Source organism: Brevundimonas sp. (assembly GCF_036399195.1).
Lineage (GTDB): Bacteria > Pseudomonadota > Alphaproteobacteria > Caulobacterales > Caulobacteraceae > Brevundimonas.
In genome coordinates, this window is record NZ_DASWNO010000034.1 from 1 (window position 1) to 15,818 (window position 15,818).

The 15,818-nt window shown below is 67.4% G+C and carries 16 protein-coding genes; 7 read left to right on the forward strand and 9 right to left on the reverse strand.

What is annotated here, in order from left to right; genetic code table 11:
• Positions 1–843: AMP-binding protein (locus VGB60_RS01820; RefSeq protein ID WP_331036589.1), on the reverse strand; the 843-nt coding region annotated here is incomplete at its 3' end.
• 143 nt (positions 844–986) lie between these two features.
• Between VGB60_RS01820 and udk the strand changes: the two genes are divergently transcribed.
• Together udk and VGB60_RS01830 are read left to right on the forward strand one after the other, a co-directional pair.
• Complete coding sequence (gene udk, locus VGB60_RS01825; RefSeq protein WP_331036575.1) at positions 987–1,634, forward strand: uridine kinase; 648 nt, start codon at positions 987–989, stop codon at positions 1,632–1,634.
• Between the two features lie 63 nt (positions 1,635–1,697).
• Positions 1,698–2,318, forward strand: a complete 621-nt coding sequence (locus VGB60_RS01830) for a TetR/AcrR family transcriptional regulator (RefSeq protein WP_331036576.1) — start codon at positions 1,698–1,700, stop codon at positions 2,316–2,318.
• A gap of 4 nt (positions 2,319–2,322) precedes the next feature.
• Here the strand turns inward: VGB60_RS01830 and pdxH are convergent, their stop codons facing one another.
• The gene (gene pdxH, locus VGB60_RS01835) at positions 2,323–2,997 is read right to left on the reverse strand and encodes a pyridoxamine 5'-phosphate oxidase (protein ID WP_331036577.1); all 675 of its coding nucleotides are present in this window, start codon (positions 2,995–2,997) and stop codon (positions 2,323–2,325) included.
• A gap of 87 nt (positions 2,998–3,084) precedes the next feature.
• Here pdxH and VGB60_RS01840 point away from each other — a divergent pair, with 87 nt between their 5' ends.
• From VGB60_RS01840 to VGB60_RS01850, 3 genes are all read left to right on the forward strand, one after another.
• A complete protein-coding gene (locus tag VGB60_RS01840; protein ID WP_331036578.1) occupies positions 3,085–3,810 on the forward strand; it encodes a DnaJ C-terminal domain-containing protein in 726 nt (241 codons plus the stop codon).
• 8 nt (positions 3,811–3,818) lie between these two features.
• Complete coding sequence (aroC, locus tag VGB60_RS01845; protein WP_331036579.1) at positions 3,819–4,904, forward strand: chorismate synthase; 1,086 nt, start codon at positions 3,819–3,821, stop codon at positions 4,902–4,904.
• A 78-nt stretch (positions 4,905–4,982) separates the two neighbouring features.
• A complete protein-coding gene (locus VGB60_RS01850; protein ID WP_331036580.1) occupies positions 4,983–5,678 on the forward strand; it encodes a pirin family protein in 696 nt (231 codons plus the stop codon).
• 198 nt (positions 5,679–5,876) lie between these two features.
• On the opposite strand, the gene lon is transcribed toward VGB60_RS01850, so the two are convergent.
• Entirely contained in the window at positions 5,877–8,273 is a 2,397-nt protein-coding gene (gene lon / locus VGB60_RS01855) for an endopeptidase La (protein ID WP_331036581.1), read from the reverse strand.
• Positions 8,274–8,625: 352 nt separating this feature from the next.
• Here lon and VGB60_RS01860 point away from each other — a divergent pair, with 352 nt between their 5' ends.
• Positions 8,626–9,291, forward strand: a complete 666-nt coding sequence (locus VGB60_RS01860; protein ID WP_331036582.1) for a DUF6766 family protein — start codon at positions 8,626–8,628, stop codon at positions 9,289–9,291.
• Positions 9,292–9,297: 6 nt separating this feature from the next.
• Here VGB60_RS01860 and clpX read toward each other — a convergent pair whose 3' ends face one another.
• Positions 9,298–10,572: an ATP-dependent Clp protease ATP-binding subunit ClpX gene (clpX, locus tag VGB60_RS01865; RefSeq protein ID WP_292097133.1), complete on the reverse strand. Its 1,275-nt coding sequence runs from the start codon at positions 10,570–10,572 to the stop codon at positions 9,298–9,300.
• A 188-nt stretch (positions 10,573–10,760) separates the two neighbouring features.
• Here clpX and VGB60_RS01870 point away from each other — a divergent pair, with 188 nt between their 5' ends.
• The gene (locus tag VGB60_RS01870; RefSeq protein ID WP_331036583.1) at positions 10,761–11,402 is read left to right on the forward strand and encodes an HAD-IB family hydrolase; all 642 of its coding nucleotides are present in this window, start codon (positions 10,761–10,763) and stop codon (positions 11,400–11,402) included.
• 3 nt (positions 11,403–11,405) lie between these two features.
• Here the strand turns inward: VGB60_RS01870 and VGB60_RS01875 are convergent, their stop codons facing one another.
• From VGB60_RS01875 to tig, 5 genes are all read right to left on the reverse strand, one after another.
• Positions 11,406–11,726 (reverse strand): hypothetical protein, encoded by a 321-nt coding sequence (locus tag VGB60_RS01875; RefSeq protein WP_331036584.1) that lies wholly within the window; start codon positions 11,724–11,726, stop codon positions 11,406–11,408.
• Between the two features lie 72 nt (positions 11,727–11,798).
• The gene (locus VGB60_RS01880) at positions 11,799–12,446 is read right to left on the reverse strand and encodes an ATP-dependent Clp protease proteolytic subunit (protein WP_331036585.1); all 648 of its coding nucleotides are present in this window, start codon (positions 12,444–12,446) and stop codon (positions 11,799–11,801) included.
• A gap of 112 nt (positions 12,447–12,558) precedes the next feature.
• Positions 12,559–13,473 carry a hypothetical protein gene (locus VGB60_RS01885; protein WP_331036586.1) on the reverse strand — a complete coding sequence of 305 codons (915 nt, stop codon included), beginning with the start codon at positions 13,471–13,473 and terminating at the stop codon, positions 12,559–12,561.
• Positions 13,474–13,714: 241 nt separating this feature from the next.
• A complete protein-coding gene (locus tag VGB60_RS01890; RefSeq protein WP_331036587.1) occupies positions 13,715–14,626 on the reverse strand; it encodes a hypothetical protein in 912 nt (303 codons plus the stop codon).
• A 96-nt stretch (positions 14,627–14,722) separates the two neighbouring features.
• The coding region (tig, locus tag VGB60_RS01895; protein WP_331036588.1) for a trigger factor at positions 14,723–15,818 on the reverse strand (1,096 nt) is incomplete at its 5' end.

The following is a 15,818-nucleotide window of genomic DNA, read 5'->3' on the forward strand; positions in this document are numbered from 1 at the left end:
CCCCTGCCACACCGTCGGCACGGCGGCCGAGAAGGTGACGCCCTCGCTCTCGATCAGTTCGTAGATCGCCGCGCCGTCCATCCGCGCGCCGGGCATGACCAGCTTGGCGCCCGAGGCGGGACCCGCGAAGGCGATGCCCCATGCGTTGGCGTGGAACATCGGCACCACCGGCAGGATCACCTCTTTCGGCGACGGCCCCAGCACGGTCGACTGCATCCCCAGCAGCGTGTGGATGAAGTTGGAGCGGTGCGAATACAGCACCCCCTTCGGATTTCCGGTCGTGCCCGAGGTGTAGCAGAGGCCGCAGGCTGTCTGCTCGTCGAACCCGCCCCATTCGATGTCTTCGGACGCGCCGGCCAAGAGGGATTCGTAGCACTCCATGCCCGGCAGCTTGGCGTCGGGCATGTGGGCGTCGTCGGTCATGACGACGACTCGCTCGACGGTCGGGCAGTGCGGCAGGATGGCCTGCAGCAGCGGCACGAACGTAAGGTCGACGAAGATCACGCGGTCTCCCGCATGGTTGATGATGTAGATCAGCTGCTCGGGAAACAGGCGCGGATTGAGCGTGTGGCAGACCGCGCCGACGCCCATGATCCCGTACCAGACCTCCATGTGCCGGCCGGAGTTCCACGCCAGGGTCGCGATCCGGTCGCCGACCTGAATGTCCCATCCTTGCAGCACACTGGACACCCGCTTGGCCCGGGCGTGGATCTCGGCGTAGGTCGCCCGCACGATCGGCCCTTCGACCGACCGGGTCACGACTTCCCGGTGGCCATGCCAGTTCTTCGCGTGGTCGAGGATCTTGTCGACCGTCAACGGCCAGTCCTGCATCAATCCGAGCATGGCGTCCCTCAAGCGTGCGCCTGCTTTGCGAGGCGCTTGGCGTCACGCTATCGGCGCGTTCGGGGATAAGCAACGTGACGCGGCGTCAGCCTGAGGCCGGTCACGGCTGGCGAACGGGCCGCCGCCGCACTAGAAGCGGCGCCATGCCCATCCTGATCGCCATCACCGGAGGCTCGGGCTCCGGGAAGAGCACCCTGGCCGAGGCGCTGGTCGACGCCCTCCCCCCCGGCGCCGCCGTGCTTCTGCGCGAGGACGCCTACTATCGCGATGCGGCGAGCCTTCCGGATTTCGATCCCGCGACCTTCGATTTCGATGACGTCGCCGCGCGCGATCACGAGCTGATGATCCGCGACCTGCGCCGGCTCAAGGCGGGCGAGGACATCGTCGCCCCAATCTATTCCTTCATCCACCACGGCCGGGAGCCGGGCGGAGAGGCCGTTCACGCCGCGGAAGTCGTCATCGTCGAGGGCACCCATGTGCTGTGCACGCCGGACCTGACGACGCTGTTCGACATCAGGGTGTTCGTCGACACACCCGCCGACATCCGCTTCATCCGCCGTCTGCTTCGGGACCAGGCTGAGCGGGGCCGGACGGCGGGTTCTGTGATCGACCAGTATCTGGCGACCGTCCGCCCGGGCCACGAGCGGCTGACAGAGCCCTCGCGGGTCAACGCGGACTTCGTCGTCGCCGACGCCACCGCCGCCGTCCGGCTCGAGGACCCGGAAGTGGTCATCCGGCTGGCAGCGCCGGTGCTCGCACACCCGCTGTTGGCTCCATTGCTCGCCCGCTGAGGTTCCTCTTGCCCGATGGGCGAGCGGGGCTCACCTTCGGGTTTCAGAGAGCGGCGAATTCCCATGCAAGTCCCTGCGGACCAGCCTCGATTTTCCGATCCGAAGCGAGCGGCGATCCTGAAGCACGCGCGGCGGGCCTTCGTCAGGGACGGCTTCGCGGGCGCCAAGATGGAGCCGATCGCCCGCGAGGCGGGGGTATCGACCGCGACCCTCTACGCCGTGTTCGAAGGCAAGGCCGAGCTGTTCGCTGCTGTGATCGAAGACGCCGCTGACGACTTCCAGCGGCTGATGGGCCACGTCCGCTCCGCCGGCGGCCCAGCCCCCGAACGGCTGACGCATTTCGCCACCGCCTACGCGCGATTCATGAGCGATCCCTTCATCCGCTCGGTGTTCCGGCTGGTCATGGCCGAGCGCCCGCGCTTCCGCGACGTCGCCATGCGTTTCTTCGACCGCGGCAAGAGCGACTTCGGCGGAGTGCTGATGCAGGCGCTCCGCGAGATGGACGAAACCGGCGAGCTCCGCGTCTCGCACCCATCCTGGGCGGCCGGTCAACTGATGGGCATGATCGAGCACCCGGTGTTCTTCATGCCCCTCGTCACCGGCGACGAGGTGCGCGCCGTGCGCGATCCCGAGGAGATCGCCGCCGATGCGGTCGAGACCTTCATGGCGCGCTACGGCGCCTGACCGGTCAGGGCCAGAGCCGGGTTTTCGTCCAGCCGTCGGCGGAGCGGTCGAAGCGGAGGCGGTCGTGCAAGCGGAAGGGGCGGTCGCGCCAGAACTCGACCTGCGTCGGCGCCACGCGCCAGCCCGTCCAGTGCTCCGGCCGCGGCACCTCACCGCCTTCGAAGCGGCGGGTCTCCCGCTCGACCGCCTGTTCTAGTGTGCGGCGGTCCGGCAACGGCCGCGACTGTGCGGAAGCCCAGGCCCCGATGCGGCTTTCGCGGGCGCGGCTGGCGAAATAGGCGTCGGCTTCGGCAGGGGTCACCGGCTCCACCCGGCCCCGCACCCGCACCTGCCGCCGCAGCGACTTCCAGTGAAACAGCAGGGCGGCGGACGGATGAGCGGCCAGCGCCTCCCCCTTGGCGCTTTCGCGGTTAGAGTAGAAGGTGAAGCCGCGCGCGTCGACGTCCTTCAGCAGGACCATTCGGCTATCGGGCGCGCCGTCAGGGTCCAGGGTCGACAGGGCCATGGCGTTCGGATCGTTCGGCTCGGTCGTCCGGGCGTCCGCCAGCCACTCCAGAAAGAGCCCGATCGGCTCGTGCCGGTCGAAGACGGTCTCGTCGCCGTTGGCGGCCAGGGCGGCGGCGTAGTGCTCCGCATATTCCTCGCGGGACGGGCTGGGCGGGATCACGGGCGCGGTCATAGGGGGACTGATAGACCGTTGCGGCGCGGCTGGGGAGAGCGTCACGGTTAACCCGGCCTTGACCATGTGTCGCGCCTTAGTGGCGGCATGCGCGCCCGCTCTCACCCGGAAATCGCCTCGGCGACCGAAGCCTACGTCCTGCTCGGCCTGACTGGTCGGGCGGAGGGCCCGGCTCTGACGGCTGCCTTCCGGGCGGCCGTGAAAGCGGCGAGGCCGGACGCGCCGGGCGGCGACGAGGCCCGCTTCCGGCGCGTGATCGCGGCCTGGCGCCTGATCCAGCAGACCGCGCCCACCCCGGCGCTCCCCGCCCCGGTTGGCCGGAGCCCGACGCCGCCGACCATTGCGATCAGCCCTGACCTGGCCCTGAACGGCGGGCGGGTGGAGGTCCGGCTGGCGGCACGACGCCTGTCGGTGTCGATCCCGGCGGGGATGCGCACGGGAGAGCATCTGCGGCTGAGGGGCGCGGGCCCCGACGGCGCCGACCTGTTTGTCCCCGTTCTGATCCGCGGCGCGGACGGCCTCCGCGCCGTAGGCGACGACCTCTACATGACCTGCCCCGTGCCCGCCCGCCTGCTCGAGGATGGAGGGCGGCTGGAGATCGAGACCCACGCCGGCCCGCGCTCCGCGTGGCTGGTCGGCGCCTGCCAGCCGCCGCGTCTCAGGCTCAAGGGCCTGGGCCTCCCGGCGCGCGGGCAGAGACCGCAGGGGCATCTGTTCGTGACGCTGGAGGCGTCTTGCGACGCGCCGTCGCCGGCGGAGGACCTTCTGATCCGCTTCACGCGAGTCTGGACGCCGGACCGGCTGGCGGCTTAGGTCGCGCCATGTCCCACAACAGCATCGGCCATCTGTTCCGCGTCACGACCTGGGGCGAAAGTCATGGACCGGCGATCGGCTGCGTCGTGGACGGGTGTCCGCCGCTGATCCCGCTGACCGAGGCCGACCTGCAGCCGTGGCTGGACCGACGCAAGCCGGGCGGCAGCCGCTTCGTCACCCAGCGCCGCGAGAGCGACACGGCCCGCATCCTGTCCGGCGTATTCGACGACGGCAACGGCCCTGTCACCACTGGTGCCCCCATCGCCATGTTGATCGACAACGAGGACGCCCGCTCGAAGGACTATGGCGAGATCGCCCGCGCCTTCCGGCCGGGTCACGCCGACTACACCTATCAGGCCAAATACGGGGTCCGGGACCATCGCGGCGGGGGCCGGTCCTCAGCGCGCGAGACGGCGATGCGCGTGGCGGCCGGCGCGGTGGCGAGGAAGGTGTTAGGAGACGGCGTCCGCATCCGCGCCGGCGTGGTCCAGCTGGGTCCGCATCGGATCGCGCCTGAGGCGCTGGATTTCGCCGCCGTCTACGACAACGCCCTCTTCGCCGCCTCGGCGGCCGTCGTCCCTGAGTGGGAGGGCTACCTCGACGGCGTCCGCAAGGCCGGCTCGTCCATAGGCGCGGTCGTGGCGCTGGAGGTCACGGGCGTCCCCGCCGGCTGGGGCGCGCCGGTCTATGGCAAGCTCGACGCCGAACTCGCGGCGGCCCTGATGTCGATCAACGCGGTCAAGGGCGTGGAGATCGGGGCCGGTTTCGCGGCCGCCGAGCTCTCCGGCGAGGACAACGCCGACCAGATGCGCTTGGGGCCTGACGGTTCGCCGGTCTTCCTGTCCAACCACGCGGGCGGCGTTCTCGGCGGCATTTCGACGGGGCAGCCGCTGACCGCGCGGATTGCGTTCAAGCCCACCTCGTCGATCCTGACGCCGCAGCAGACCATCACGCGCGACGGAGCCGAAACCGACCTGCGCACAATCGGCCGCCACGACCCCTGCGTCGCCCTGCGCGGCGTTCCCGTGGTGGAGGCCATGGCGGCCTGTGTTCTCGCCGACGCGATGCTGCGGCACCGGGCGCAGGTGGCCTGACCCCTTTTCAGCCACACACACTGTTACTATATCCGCGTCAGCGAGGTTCCTAACCCTCGGATTCCCGGGAGCATCCCCATGATCGACGTAAGACCCTTCTCCAGCCTCGGCGGAGCCGACCACGGCTGGCTCAAGGCCAAACACCACTTCTCCTTCGCCAGCTACTGCGACCCCAGCCGCATGAGCTGGGGCCGACTGCGTGTCTGGAACGACGACGAGATCGCCGCAAAGTCGGGCTTTCCGCCGCATCCTCACGCAGACATGGAGATCATCACCTATGTCCGCACCGGCGCCATCACGCACGAGGACTCGATGGGCAACCGCGGCCGCACGGGCGCGGGCGACGTGCAGGTGATGAGCGCGGGCACCGGCGTGCGCCACGCCGAGTTCAACCTCGAGGACGAGACCACCACCCTATTCCAGATCTGGATCGAGACCGACAAGCCGGGCGCCGACCCCCGCTGGGGCGCGAAAGCCTTTCCGAAGGCCGATCGCACGGGCCGCTTCTCCGTTCTGGCCTCGGGCGACGCGACGGACGACGCCCTGACCATCAACGCCGACGCCCGCGTACTGGGCGCGACGCTGAAGGCGGGCGAGACGATCCGCTACGACCTCGCCGAAGGCCGCCGCGCCTATCTGGTGCCCGCCGTGGGCGCGGTCGAGGTCAACGGCGTGACGCTGAACGCCCGCGACGGCGCCGGCATCAAGGACGAGCCGGAGATCACGATCACGGCGCGGTCCGATGCGGAACTGGTGATGGTCGACAGCCTCTGACCAAGGCCGGTCACCCTCGGACTTGGCCCGAGGGCCAGACCGTCCGGTGCTCCGTTGTAGACTGTCCCCCTACGGCCTCAGGGCCGTCTTCGATAACCGAGCGCCGTCACCTCTGATCCTCGGGTCAAGCCCGGGGATTAGGCCCGAGAGAGTGCGCAAACAAAAACCCCGCCCGGATCGCTCCGGGCGGGGTCCTTTCTAATGCGTCGCCGGAACCGTGCCGAGGTCCTGGATCGGCGGGGCGGCAGGAAGCGGGTCTGCCACTTCGTCCCATTCCACCGGCGTCAAGGACCCGGTCAGAGCCCACTTCAGCGCCTCGTCCGCCGTCTTGATCGGGACGATCTCCAGCGCCCCCTTCACATTGTCCGGCACGTCGGCGAGGTCCTTCTCGTTCTCCTCGGGGATCAGCACCGTCTTGATGCCCGAGCGGAGGGCCGCGAGCAGCTTCTCCTTCAGGCCGCCGATGGCGGTGACCCGGCCGCGCAGGGTGATCTCGCCCGTCATGGCGATGTCCTTGCGGATCGGGATGCCGGTCAGGACGGAGACCATCGCGACCGTCATTGCGACGCCCGCCGAGGGGCCGTCCTTGGGCGTCGCGCCGTCGGGCACGTGCACGTGGATGTCGGTCTTTTCGAACGCCGGCGGCTTGACGCCGATGCTGAGCGAGCGGGCCCGGACGTAGGAGGCGGCGGCGGAGATCGACTCCTTCATCACCTCCTTCAGGTTGCCGGTCACGGTCATGCGGCCGCGGCCCGGCATCTTGATCGCCTCGATGGTCAGGATCTCCCCGCCGAACTCGGTCCAGGCCAGGCCGGTGACGATGCCGACCTGATCTTCCTCGTCCGTCTCGCCGTAGCGGAACTTCCGAACCCCCGCGAACTCGGCCAGCTTGGCCTCGTCGATGGTGATCGACAGGGTCTTCTCGCGGGCCATCTCGCGCACCGACTTGCGGGCCAGACCGCCAAGCGCCCGCTCAAGCGACCGCACCCCGGCTTCGCGCGTGTAGTAGCGGATCAGGTTGCGGATCTGCTCGTCCGGCACGACGAACTCGGCCGGCTTGAGCCCGTTCTCCTCGGTCACCTTGGGCAGGACGTGCCGCTTGGCGATCTCGACCTTCTCGTCCTCGGTGTAGCCGCTGACCCGGATGATCTCCATCCGGTCCATCAGGGGCTGGGGCATGTTCAGGCTGTTGGCCGTGGTCACGAACATGACGTTGGACAGGTCGTAGTCGACCTCCAGGTAGTGGTCGCCGAACGCGTTGTTCTGCGCCGGATCCAGCACCTCCAGCAGGGCCGAGGACGGGTCGCCGCGCCAGTCGGCGCCCAGCTTGTCGATCTCGTCCAGCAGGATGAAGGCGTTGGTGGTCTTCACCTTCTTCATCGACTGGATGATCTTGCCCGGCATCGAACCGATGTAGGTCCGGCGGTGGCCGCGGATCTCGGCTTCGTCGCGCACGCCGCCCAGCGACATGCGGATGTATTCCCGGCCCGTCGCCTTGGCGATGGACTTGGCCAGCGAGGTCTTGCCGACGCCCGGAGGGCCGACGAGGCACAGGATCGGACCCTTCAGGCTGTTGGTGCGCGCCTGCACCGCCAGATACTCGATGATCCGTTCCTTGACCTTCTCGAGGCCGTAGTGGTCCTCCTCGAGGATGGCCTCGGCCTTGTTCAGGTCGATCGGCTTGGTCTTGGCCTTGCCCCACGGGATCGACAGCAGCCAGTCGAGGTAGTTCCGCACCACCGTCGACTCGGCCGACATCGGGCTCATGTTGCGGAGCTTCTTGACCTCGGCCTCGGCCTTGATCCGAGCTTCCTTGGACAGGCGCGTCTTACGGATGCGCTTCTCCAGCTCCATGATCTCGTCGCGCGAGTCGTCGGTCTCGCCCAGCTCACGCTGGATCGCCTTCATCTGTTCGTTCAGATAGTATTCGCGCTGGGTCTTCTCCATCTGGCGCTTCACGCGCGAGCGGATCTTCTTCTCGACCTGCAGGACGCTGATCTCGCCCTCCATCAGGCCGTAGACCTTCTCCAGCCGCGACGGCACGGCGATGGTCTCCAGCAGGCCCTGCTTGTCGGCGATCTTGACCGACAGGTGCGCGGCGACGCTGTCCGCCAGCTTGGACGGATCGGTGATCTGGGGGATCGAACTGAGGGCCTCGGGCGGCACCTTCTTGTTCAGCTTCACATAGTTCTCAAACTGCTCGATCACCGCGCGCAGCAGGGCTTCGGACTGGGCGGGCTCGCCCATGTCGTCGGCGATCTCGACGGCCTCGGCCTCGAAATACTCGGTGCGGTCCGTGAAGCGGGTCAGGCGCGCGCGGCTCTTGCCCTCGACCAGCACCTTGACGGTGCCGTCAGGCAGTTTGAGCAGCTGCAGGACGGTGGCGAGCACGCCGACCGGATAGATGGCGTCGGCCGACGGATCGTCGTCGACGCTGTTCTTCTGGGTGGCGAGCAGGATCTGCTTCTCACCCTTCATGATCTCGTCGAGCGCCTTCACGGACTTCTCGCGGCCCACGAACAGCGGCACGACCATGTGCGGAAAGACCACGATGTCTCTCAGCGGCAGGACGGGCAGGATTTTTGTCTCGGACATGATGCAACTCCTGGGCCTTCGTACATCTCCGGCCCACCGCAGCGGAGACCGTGGCGCTATGCCGGGCCGGCCGATGCGGTCCGTCGATTCCGACGGCGTTCGGATGAGTATGTGGTTGCGCCGCGAAAAGGTTCAAGCGTGGCCGCCATACGCTCCACACCCGTCGCTCAGCGCCGGTCACGCTGCACCGTCCGACCAACAGAACAGCCGGATGCGCACGGGCCCGCCGTGGCGGCTCGGCTGCGGCGAAAACGGCGCCCTTGAGGTCCTGTGGCGCCCCCGCCGCAGTGGAAAGCCTGCATGCGGAACGGGGCGCCAAGCGGAGCCGTTGGGCACTTCAGGAGGTGATCGCTTGAACCGGTTCCTGAGAAACAACGGCCTGACCCTCGTCCTCGCGTCGCTTTTCGGCATGAGCCTGTTCGGGCAGGCCTTCACGGGTTTCGCGGCGGAGAACGCGGAGCGGGTTCAGCATGGCGAGTCCCTGACGACGCTTCTGCCCTATCTGGCCAGTGGGGCCTTCCTCTCCAGTCTGTTCGAGAACTGGGAGAGCGAGTTCCTCCAGATGTGGGCTTTCGTCATGCTGACGGCCTACCTGATGCAGAAGGGCTCTCCCGAATCCAAAGACCTTGATGAGGATTCGCCGGAGGATCGCGACCCGGCGCTGGACCAGGACAGGGCCGACGCGCCCCTGCCCGTCCGAATGGGCGGCTGGGTCCGGTCGCTGTACTCGCACTCGCTCGGCCTGGCGCTGCTGATCCTCTTCCTGGTCTCTTTCGGCCTTCACTGGATCAACAGCGCGCGACACGCCGCCGAACAGGCCGACGCGCATGGCGAACCGGCCGCCTCGCTCATGGATCACCTGGGCGAAGCGCAGTTCTGGTTCGAGAGCTTCCAGAACTGGCAGAGCGAGTTCCTGTCGACCGCCGTGCTGATCGTATTGGCGATCTTCCTGCGCGAGAAGGGCTCGCCCGAGTCGAAGCCGGTCTCGGCCCCGCATTTCAAGACGGGGACGGACTGACCTGGATCAGGCGGCGCTGTCCGGCGCGGCCTTCTTCGACTTGGTCTCGGAGTAGATCAGCAGCGGCTGGGCCTTGCCCTCGATCACCTCGGCGTTGACCACGACCTCTTCCACACCCTCGAAGGTGGGGAGCTCGAACATGGTCTCCAGCAGGATGCCTTCCAGGATGGAGCGCAGACCGCGGGCGCCGGTCTTGCGAGTGATGGCCTTCTTGGCGACGGCGATGAGCGCGTCGTCGGTGAAGGTCAGGTCCACGTTCTCCATCTCGAACAGGCGCTTGTACTGCTTGACCAGCGCGTTCTTGGGTTCGGTCAGGATGGTGACCAGCGCCGGTTCGTCGAGGTCCTCCAGCGTCGCGAGCACGGGCAGGCGGCCGATGAACTCGGGGATCAGGCCGAAGCGCATCAAATCGTCCGGCTCGACGCCCTTGAGGATGTCGCCCGTGCGGCGCTCGTCGATCTCCTTGACCTTGGCTCCGAAGCCGATCGAGGCGCCGTCGCCGCGCGCCGCGATCACCTTCTCCAGCCCCGCGAAGGCGCCGCCGACGATGAACAGGATGTTGGCGGTGTCGACCTGCAGGAACTCCTGCTGCGGGTGCTTGCGGCCGCCCTGCGGAGGCACGGAGGCGACGGTGCCTTCCATGATCTTCAGCAGCGCCTGCTGCACGCCCTCGCCCGAGACGTCGCGGGTGATCGAGGGGTTGTCAGACTTGCGCGAAATCTTGTCGATCTCGTCGATGTAGACGATGCCGCGCTGGGCCCGCTCGACGTTGTAGTCCGACGCCTGGAGCAGCTTCAGGATGATGTTCTCGACGTCCTCGCCGACGTAACCGGCTTCGGTCAGGGTCGTGGCGTCGGCCATGGTGAAGGGGACGTCGATGATGCGCGCCAGCGTCTGGGCCAGCAGCGTCTTGCCCGAGCCTGTCGGCCCGATCAGCATGATGTTCGACTTGGCCAGTTCGACGTCGTTGTTCTTCGTCGCGTGGTTCAGACGCTTGTAGTGGTTGTGGACGGCGACGCTCAGCACCTTCTTGGCGTGCGACTGACCGATCACATAGTCATCGAGAACCTCGCGGATCTCCTTGGGCGAGGGCACGCCGTCCTTGGCCTTGGAGAAGGAAATCTTGTGCTCTTCACGGATGATATCCATGCAGAGTTCGACGCATTCATCGCAGATGAAGACGGTCGGCCCGGCGATGAGCTTGCGGACCTCATGCTGGCTCTTCCCGCAGAACGAGCAGTAGAGCGTGCTTTTGGCGTCCGTGCCGGCGGCTTTGGTCATAGAGCCTTCTCACTCCCGCGGTTCGCCCCGATATGGGGCTAACGCGCATCCTTCGCGTTGATTCCCGAGAAATGGGCGCAAAGGTCTTCAAAAATTGACAATCACCCATCCCGCCGCCCGCCACAACCCCGCCGAAGCGTGGCCGCAAACGGAAGCGGACGGTTCACTGTTGATGGAGATCGCGGCGAATGTCTGACATGGGAAGCCACCCGGGGTTTGGCCAGCCGCCTCGCAAGGATCAGGCCATCGTCGCCTTCGATTTCGACGGGACCCTGACGGTTCGTGACAGTTTCACCGCGTTCCTGCGCTGGCGGACGGGCGACGGCGGCTGGTTCCTGGGGCTGGCGAAGCTGGCTCCGGCCATGGCGAACTACGCGCGCGACCGGGACCGGGGGCGGATCAAGGCCGCTTCGGTGCGGGAGTTTCTGAAGGGCGTGCCGCGCGTGCAGCTGGAGCAGGACGCCGAGGCCTACGCCGGGCAGGTCTGGCCGGGCTTCATGCGCTACGACGCCCTCGCCTGCTGGAACGATTGGGGGGCGAAAGGCGCGTACAGGGTAATTGTGACTGCCAGCCCTGAAACGACCGTCGCGCCATTCGCCCGTCGTCTCGGGGCCGAAGCGCTGCTTGGGACGCAGCTCGTGTTCGACGATCAGGACCGCGTCACCGGGGCGTTCGCCGGCCCCAACTGCCGAGGCGAGGAAAAGGTGCGCCGGCTGCGGGCCGCCTACGGCGACGACATCCGGCTGGCCGCGGCATACGGTGACACCTCGGGCGACGCCGAGATGCTGCAGATCGCCGCCGAACAGGGCTTCCGCCGGTTCAAGGGCTGAGGATCAGCGCCCGTCGGCGTCGACGTCAAAGACCATCGCCTTGCCGCGCGAGGTGGGATTCCAGCCTGCTTCCATCGCGGAGGCCACGGCGTTCCGCACCGCCTCGACGTTGATGCGCTGCTTCTCCTGATCCGGCCGCCCGTTGGGACGCATCGGCATCGGGAACTGCACGACCGCCTCGCGCTGGTAGTCCTTGAGCCGCAGGCTCAGGGCCATGCCGTCCCATTTGCCGCCGGGCTTTGGTTGGGGCTGGCGGCGGATTTCCCATTCGTAGGTTTCGCCGTCGACCTCGACGGTCCCGCTGGTGTCGCGCGTGTGCTGCATCCCGGCCCGATAGCACAAAAGGAAAGGGCGCGCCGTCCAGGCGCGCCCTTTCTGTTCATGCTCCGGCGCCGATCAGGTCCCCGGCGTCTTGACGCCGTCGCTCTCGGCCTGTTCGCGGCGGTCGTAGACGTGGTCGACGATCCCCCACGCCTTCGATTCCTCGGCGCTCATGAAGTGGTCGCGATCGAGGGTCTTCTCGACCTCCTCATAGGTCCGGCCGGTGTGGTGGACGTAAATCTCGTTCAGGCGGCGCTTGGTGTAGCGGATGTCCTCGGCGTGGCGCTCGATGTCCGAGGCCTGGCCGCGGAAGCCGCCCGAGGGCTGGTGCACCATGATGCGGGCGTTCGGCAGGGCCACGCGCTGACCGGCGGCGCCGGCGGCGAGGATCAGCGAACCGGCCGAGGCGGCCATGCCCATGCACACGGTGGAAACCGGCGAGCGAATGTATTGCATGGTGTCGTAAATCGCGAGCGCCGAGGTCACCTGACCGCCCGGGCTGTTGATGTACATGCTGATTTCCTTCTTCGGGTTCTCCGACTCCAGGAACAGCAGCTGGGCGCAGATCAGCGACGCCATCCCGTCCTCGAACGGGCCGGTCAGGAAGATGATCCGCTCGCGCAGCAGGCGCGAGAAGATGTCGAAGGCCCGCTCGCCCCGGCTGGACTGCTCCACCACCATGGGGACGAGATTCATGTTCATCAGTTCGATCGGATCGCGCATTCGTGCCTTCTCGGGATGCCCCGGTGACGGGTGTTATGGGCGCGACTCGTCCGGCCGCTCGCCTCCGACACGATATCGCGTTCGCAGGCGGCGTATGCAAGGCGGCGGGTGATCAGGGCTGTTCGACCTCTCCGGTCTCGCGCGCCTGCAACATCAGGCTGGTGAGGTCGCCCGCCTGACCTTGGGCGGTGCTGCGGTTGGGCTCGGCCTTGTAGAGGGCGGTGAGGTAGGCGAGGTCCCAGTCGCTGAGGCCCGGCGTCGTCTGCGGCTCGTTGAACAGGTTCAGCACCGTCGGCAATCCAGCGGTGGACGCGCTGGCGTCGATCTGGGCCATGGCCACCATGGCGACGTAGTCCGCGAGCTGGGTGAAGGTGGCGGCGCCGATGCGGTCCACATCGATGATGACGATCACCTTGTTGAGGTCGTCGCGGATGTCCGAACGGAGCCGCGAGGCGCGGGACACGTTGACCGCCGGCGCGTCCTCGCCCGGCAGCCGCACGGCGCGCTGACCGGTTTCCGAGTCGGTTGGGATGCTGACGTGCCACCATCGCACCGGCCGCTCGGCGGTCATGAACCGTTCCAGCGCGGCCTTTGTCAGAGTCATGCCGCTCCCGCCGGGCCGGAAGGCGCTTGGGTTCTGCTCCACCAGGCCGCGGGCGACCGTCGGCGCATCAACGGTGGCGATGATGACCACATTCGCCGTGCAGCCGGGCTCGCCCGCCCGCAAACCAAGATCCTCGGCCAGCCGCGAAACCCTGTCGATAAGGAACTGCGCCGGCTCCGCCGACAGGTTCGCAACACTGACGCACACCGACTGGGGCCAGCGCGCCAGCTGACGGGACGCCGGCGCCGCGCCGATGTTCTCAACGAACCTTGAGGCAGTGTCGCGGGCCGTGCCCGACACCACGATCTCGCCGAGGTCCGTCGACTCGCCCTGTTGCGTCACCGGCGGGGCCGTCTGAGCGGGCGGCGGGGTCTGCGGCCCGGCCATCATCAACGCCGCGAGAACACCAGATAGAAACGTCATGCGCACCGCCCCCTGCTCGCCGTACAGCGAACACGCGACGTCGCACCGGATTTGGGCGAGGCCAAGACGGATTCATCTCACGTTGGTAATGTATCGAAACACGCGCGGACGCCGGTCCGCCAATCCCTTCGGAGGGTGACGGGCCATGCGGGCGGGCTTCTACGCGCCGGGTCCGGCTAGCCGTCGCGGCGGCCATGGTTCCGACCGACTACGGACCTGTAGAGGCCCCGCGCCCTCCCAATCAGCCCCCGGTATCGTTTTCAGCGGCTCTCGCGAGCCGCAGGTTCCGGAGCATCTGCCATCTTTGATCGCCATTGCTGATCCGTTCCGAGGGCCCGCTGTAGAGTGCGTCCAGGTAGGCGGTGTCCCACCCGGTCAGGCCCGTGCTGGCGTCCGGCGCGTCGAACAGGTTGAGGATGCTTGAGTAGCCGCTGGTGTCGCCGTCGGGATCGACCTGCGCCAGCGCGACCATGGAGATGTAGTCCGCCAGTTGGGGCAGGCCGACCCCATCGACCTTATCGCCGTCGACGACGATGATCACCTTGTTGAGGTCGTCCCGGACCCACCGGCCCTTATTGACGATGCCCTCTCCGACCACATACGGCGGCAGTTCGCCGGGCATGCGGATGCCAGGCCCGCCCGTAAAGGCGTTGGTCGGCATGCTGACGTGCCACCAGCGGACCGGTCGGTCGGACTCGCGGAACGCGCGCAGGGCTGCATTGCCGCGATCCAGTCCGCCAACGCCAAGGTGAAAGGCTCGCGGACGGCCCTCGACGAGAGCGTTGCTCAGCGCCCCCGCCTGCTGCGAGAAAACGACGAGGACGTTGGGCCGGCAACCCGGATCCCCCGGCGTCACGTCGAACTTCATGGCGACGCGCGACACATGATCCACGATGTGCTGCGCGACATCCTGGCGGATGCCGGCCACGCCGACGCATACGCGGGAGCGCCAGCGAGCCAACCCCCGTCTGCTGGCGGGGGCTCCAACCTCATCGACGAAGGTGCGGCTCAGGTCTTCCAGCCGGCGCCGTTCGACAATGACGTCTTCCAGCTCGACGGCGGGAGGATCCTGCTCCGAGATCGGCGCGCCGGAGGCCGGCTGGACCGGGTCCTGCAGCAGCGCCAGGGCAGCCAGTACGGCGACGATCGACATCCCTGCCCCCCTAACGGCGTTCGCCGAGGGTTACAGGATTATCACAGGCGACGAATGCCGGGAAGCGCTGCCACCCTGACATCAAGCCGGTGCGGGCTAGATGTCGTCGTCTTCCTTGAGCAGCTCTTCCTTGGTGATCGGCGTGTCGGTCACCTTGGCCTGATCGAAGATCAGGTCGCAGACCTTTTCCTCATAGATCGGCGCGCGCATCTGGGCGGCGGCGTTCGGGTTCTGACGGTAGAAGTCGAGCACCTGACGCTCCTGGCCCGGATAGTTCCGGGCCTCGTTCATGATGGCGTTGTTCAGCTCCTGATCCGTGACCTGGACGTTGTTGGCGCGGCCGATCTCTGCCAGCACCAGACCCAGGCGCACGCGGCGCTCGGCGATCTTGTGGTACTCGTCCTTGAGCTTCTTCTCGGACTTCTTGGCGTCCTCTTCCGGCAGGCGGCCGGCTTCCTTGTCGGCCTGCACCTGTTGCCAAATGCCCTCGAACTCGGCCTCGACCATCTTGGGCGGCAGCGGGAATTCGTGGGCCTTGTCCAGCGCGTCCAGCAGGGCGCGCTTCAGCTTGAAGCGGGCGGCGCCGGTGTACTGCTGGTTCAGATTGGTGCGCAGCAGCTCCTTCAGCTTGTCCAGCGACTCGATGCCGATGCGCTTGGCGAACTCTTCGTCAACCACGGCGGGAGCCTCGGCCTTGATGGCCTTGACCTTGACGTCGAAGGTCACGGCCTTACCGGCGAGATGCTTGGCCTGATAGTCCTCGGGGAAGGTCACGTTCAGGACCTTCTCGTCGCCCACCTTGGCGCCCTTCAGCTGCTCTTCGAAACCGGGGATGAAGCGGTTGGAGCCGATCACCAGTTGGGTGTCTTCGGCGGCGCCGCCCTCGAACGGTTCGCCGTCCAGCTTGCCGAGGAAGTCGATCGTGACCTCGTCGCCGTCAGCGGCCTTCACGGCCTTGCCCTTCTTGTCCTCATAGGACTTGGCCTGACCGGCCAGTTCGGCCAGCGCCTCGTCGAGATCGGCGTCGGACGCCTCGTACGTCGGGCGTTCGAGCTTCAGCTTCTTGATGTCGGTCGGGGTGAAGTCGGGCATGACCTCCAGCGCCATCTCATAGGCGAGGTCTTCCTGGCCGGCGATGACCTTGTCCATGTCCGAGGTCAGCTTCATCTCGGCCGGGGCGGCCGGGCGCACC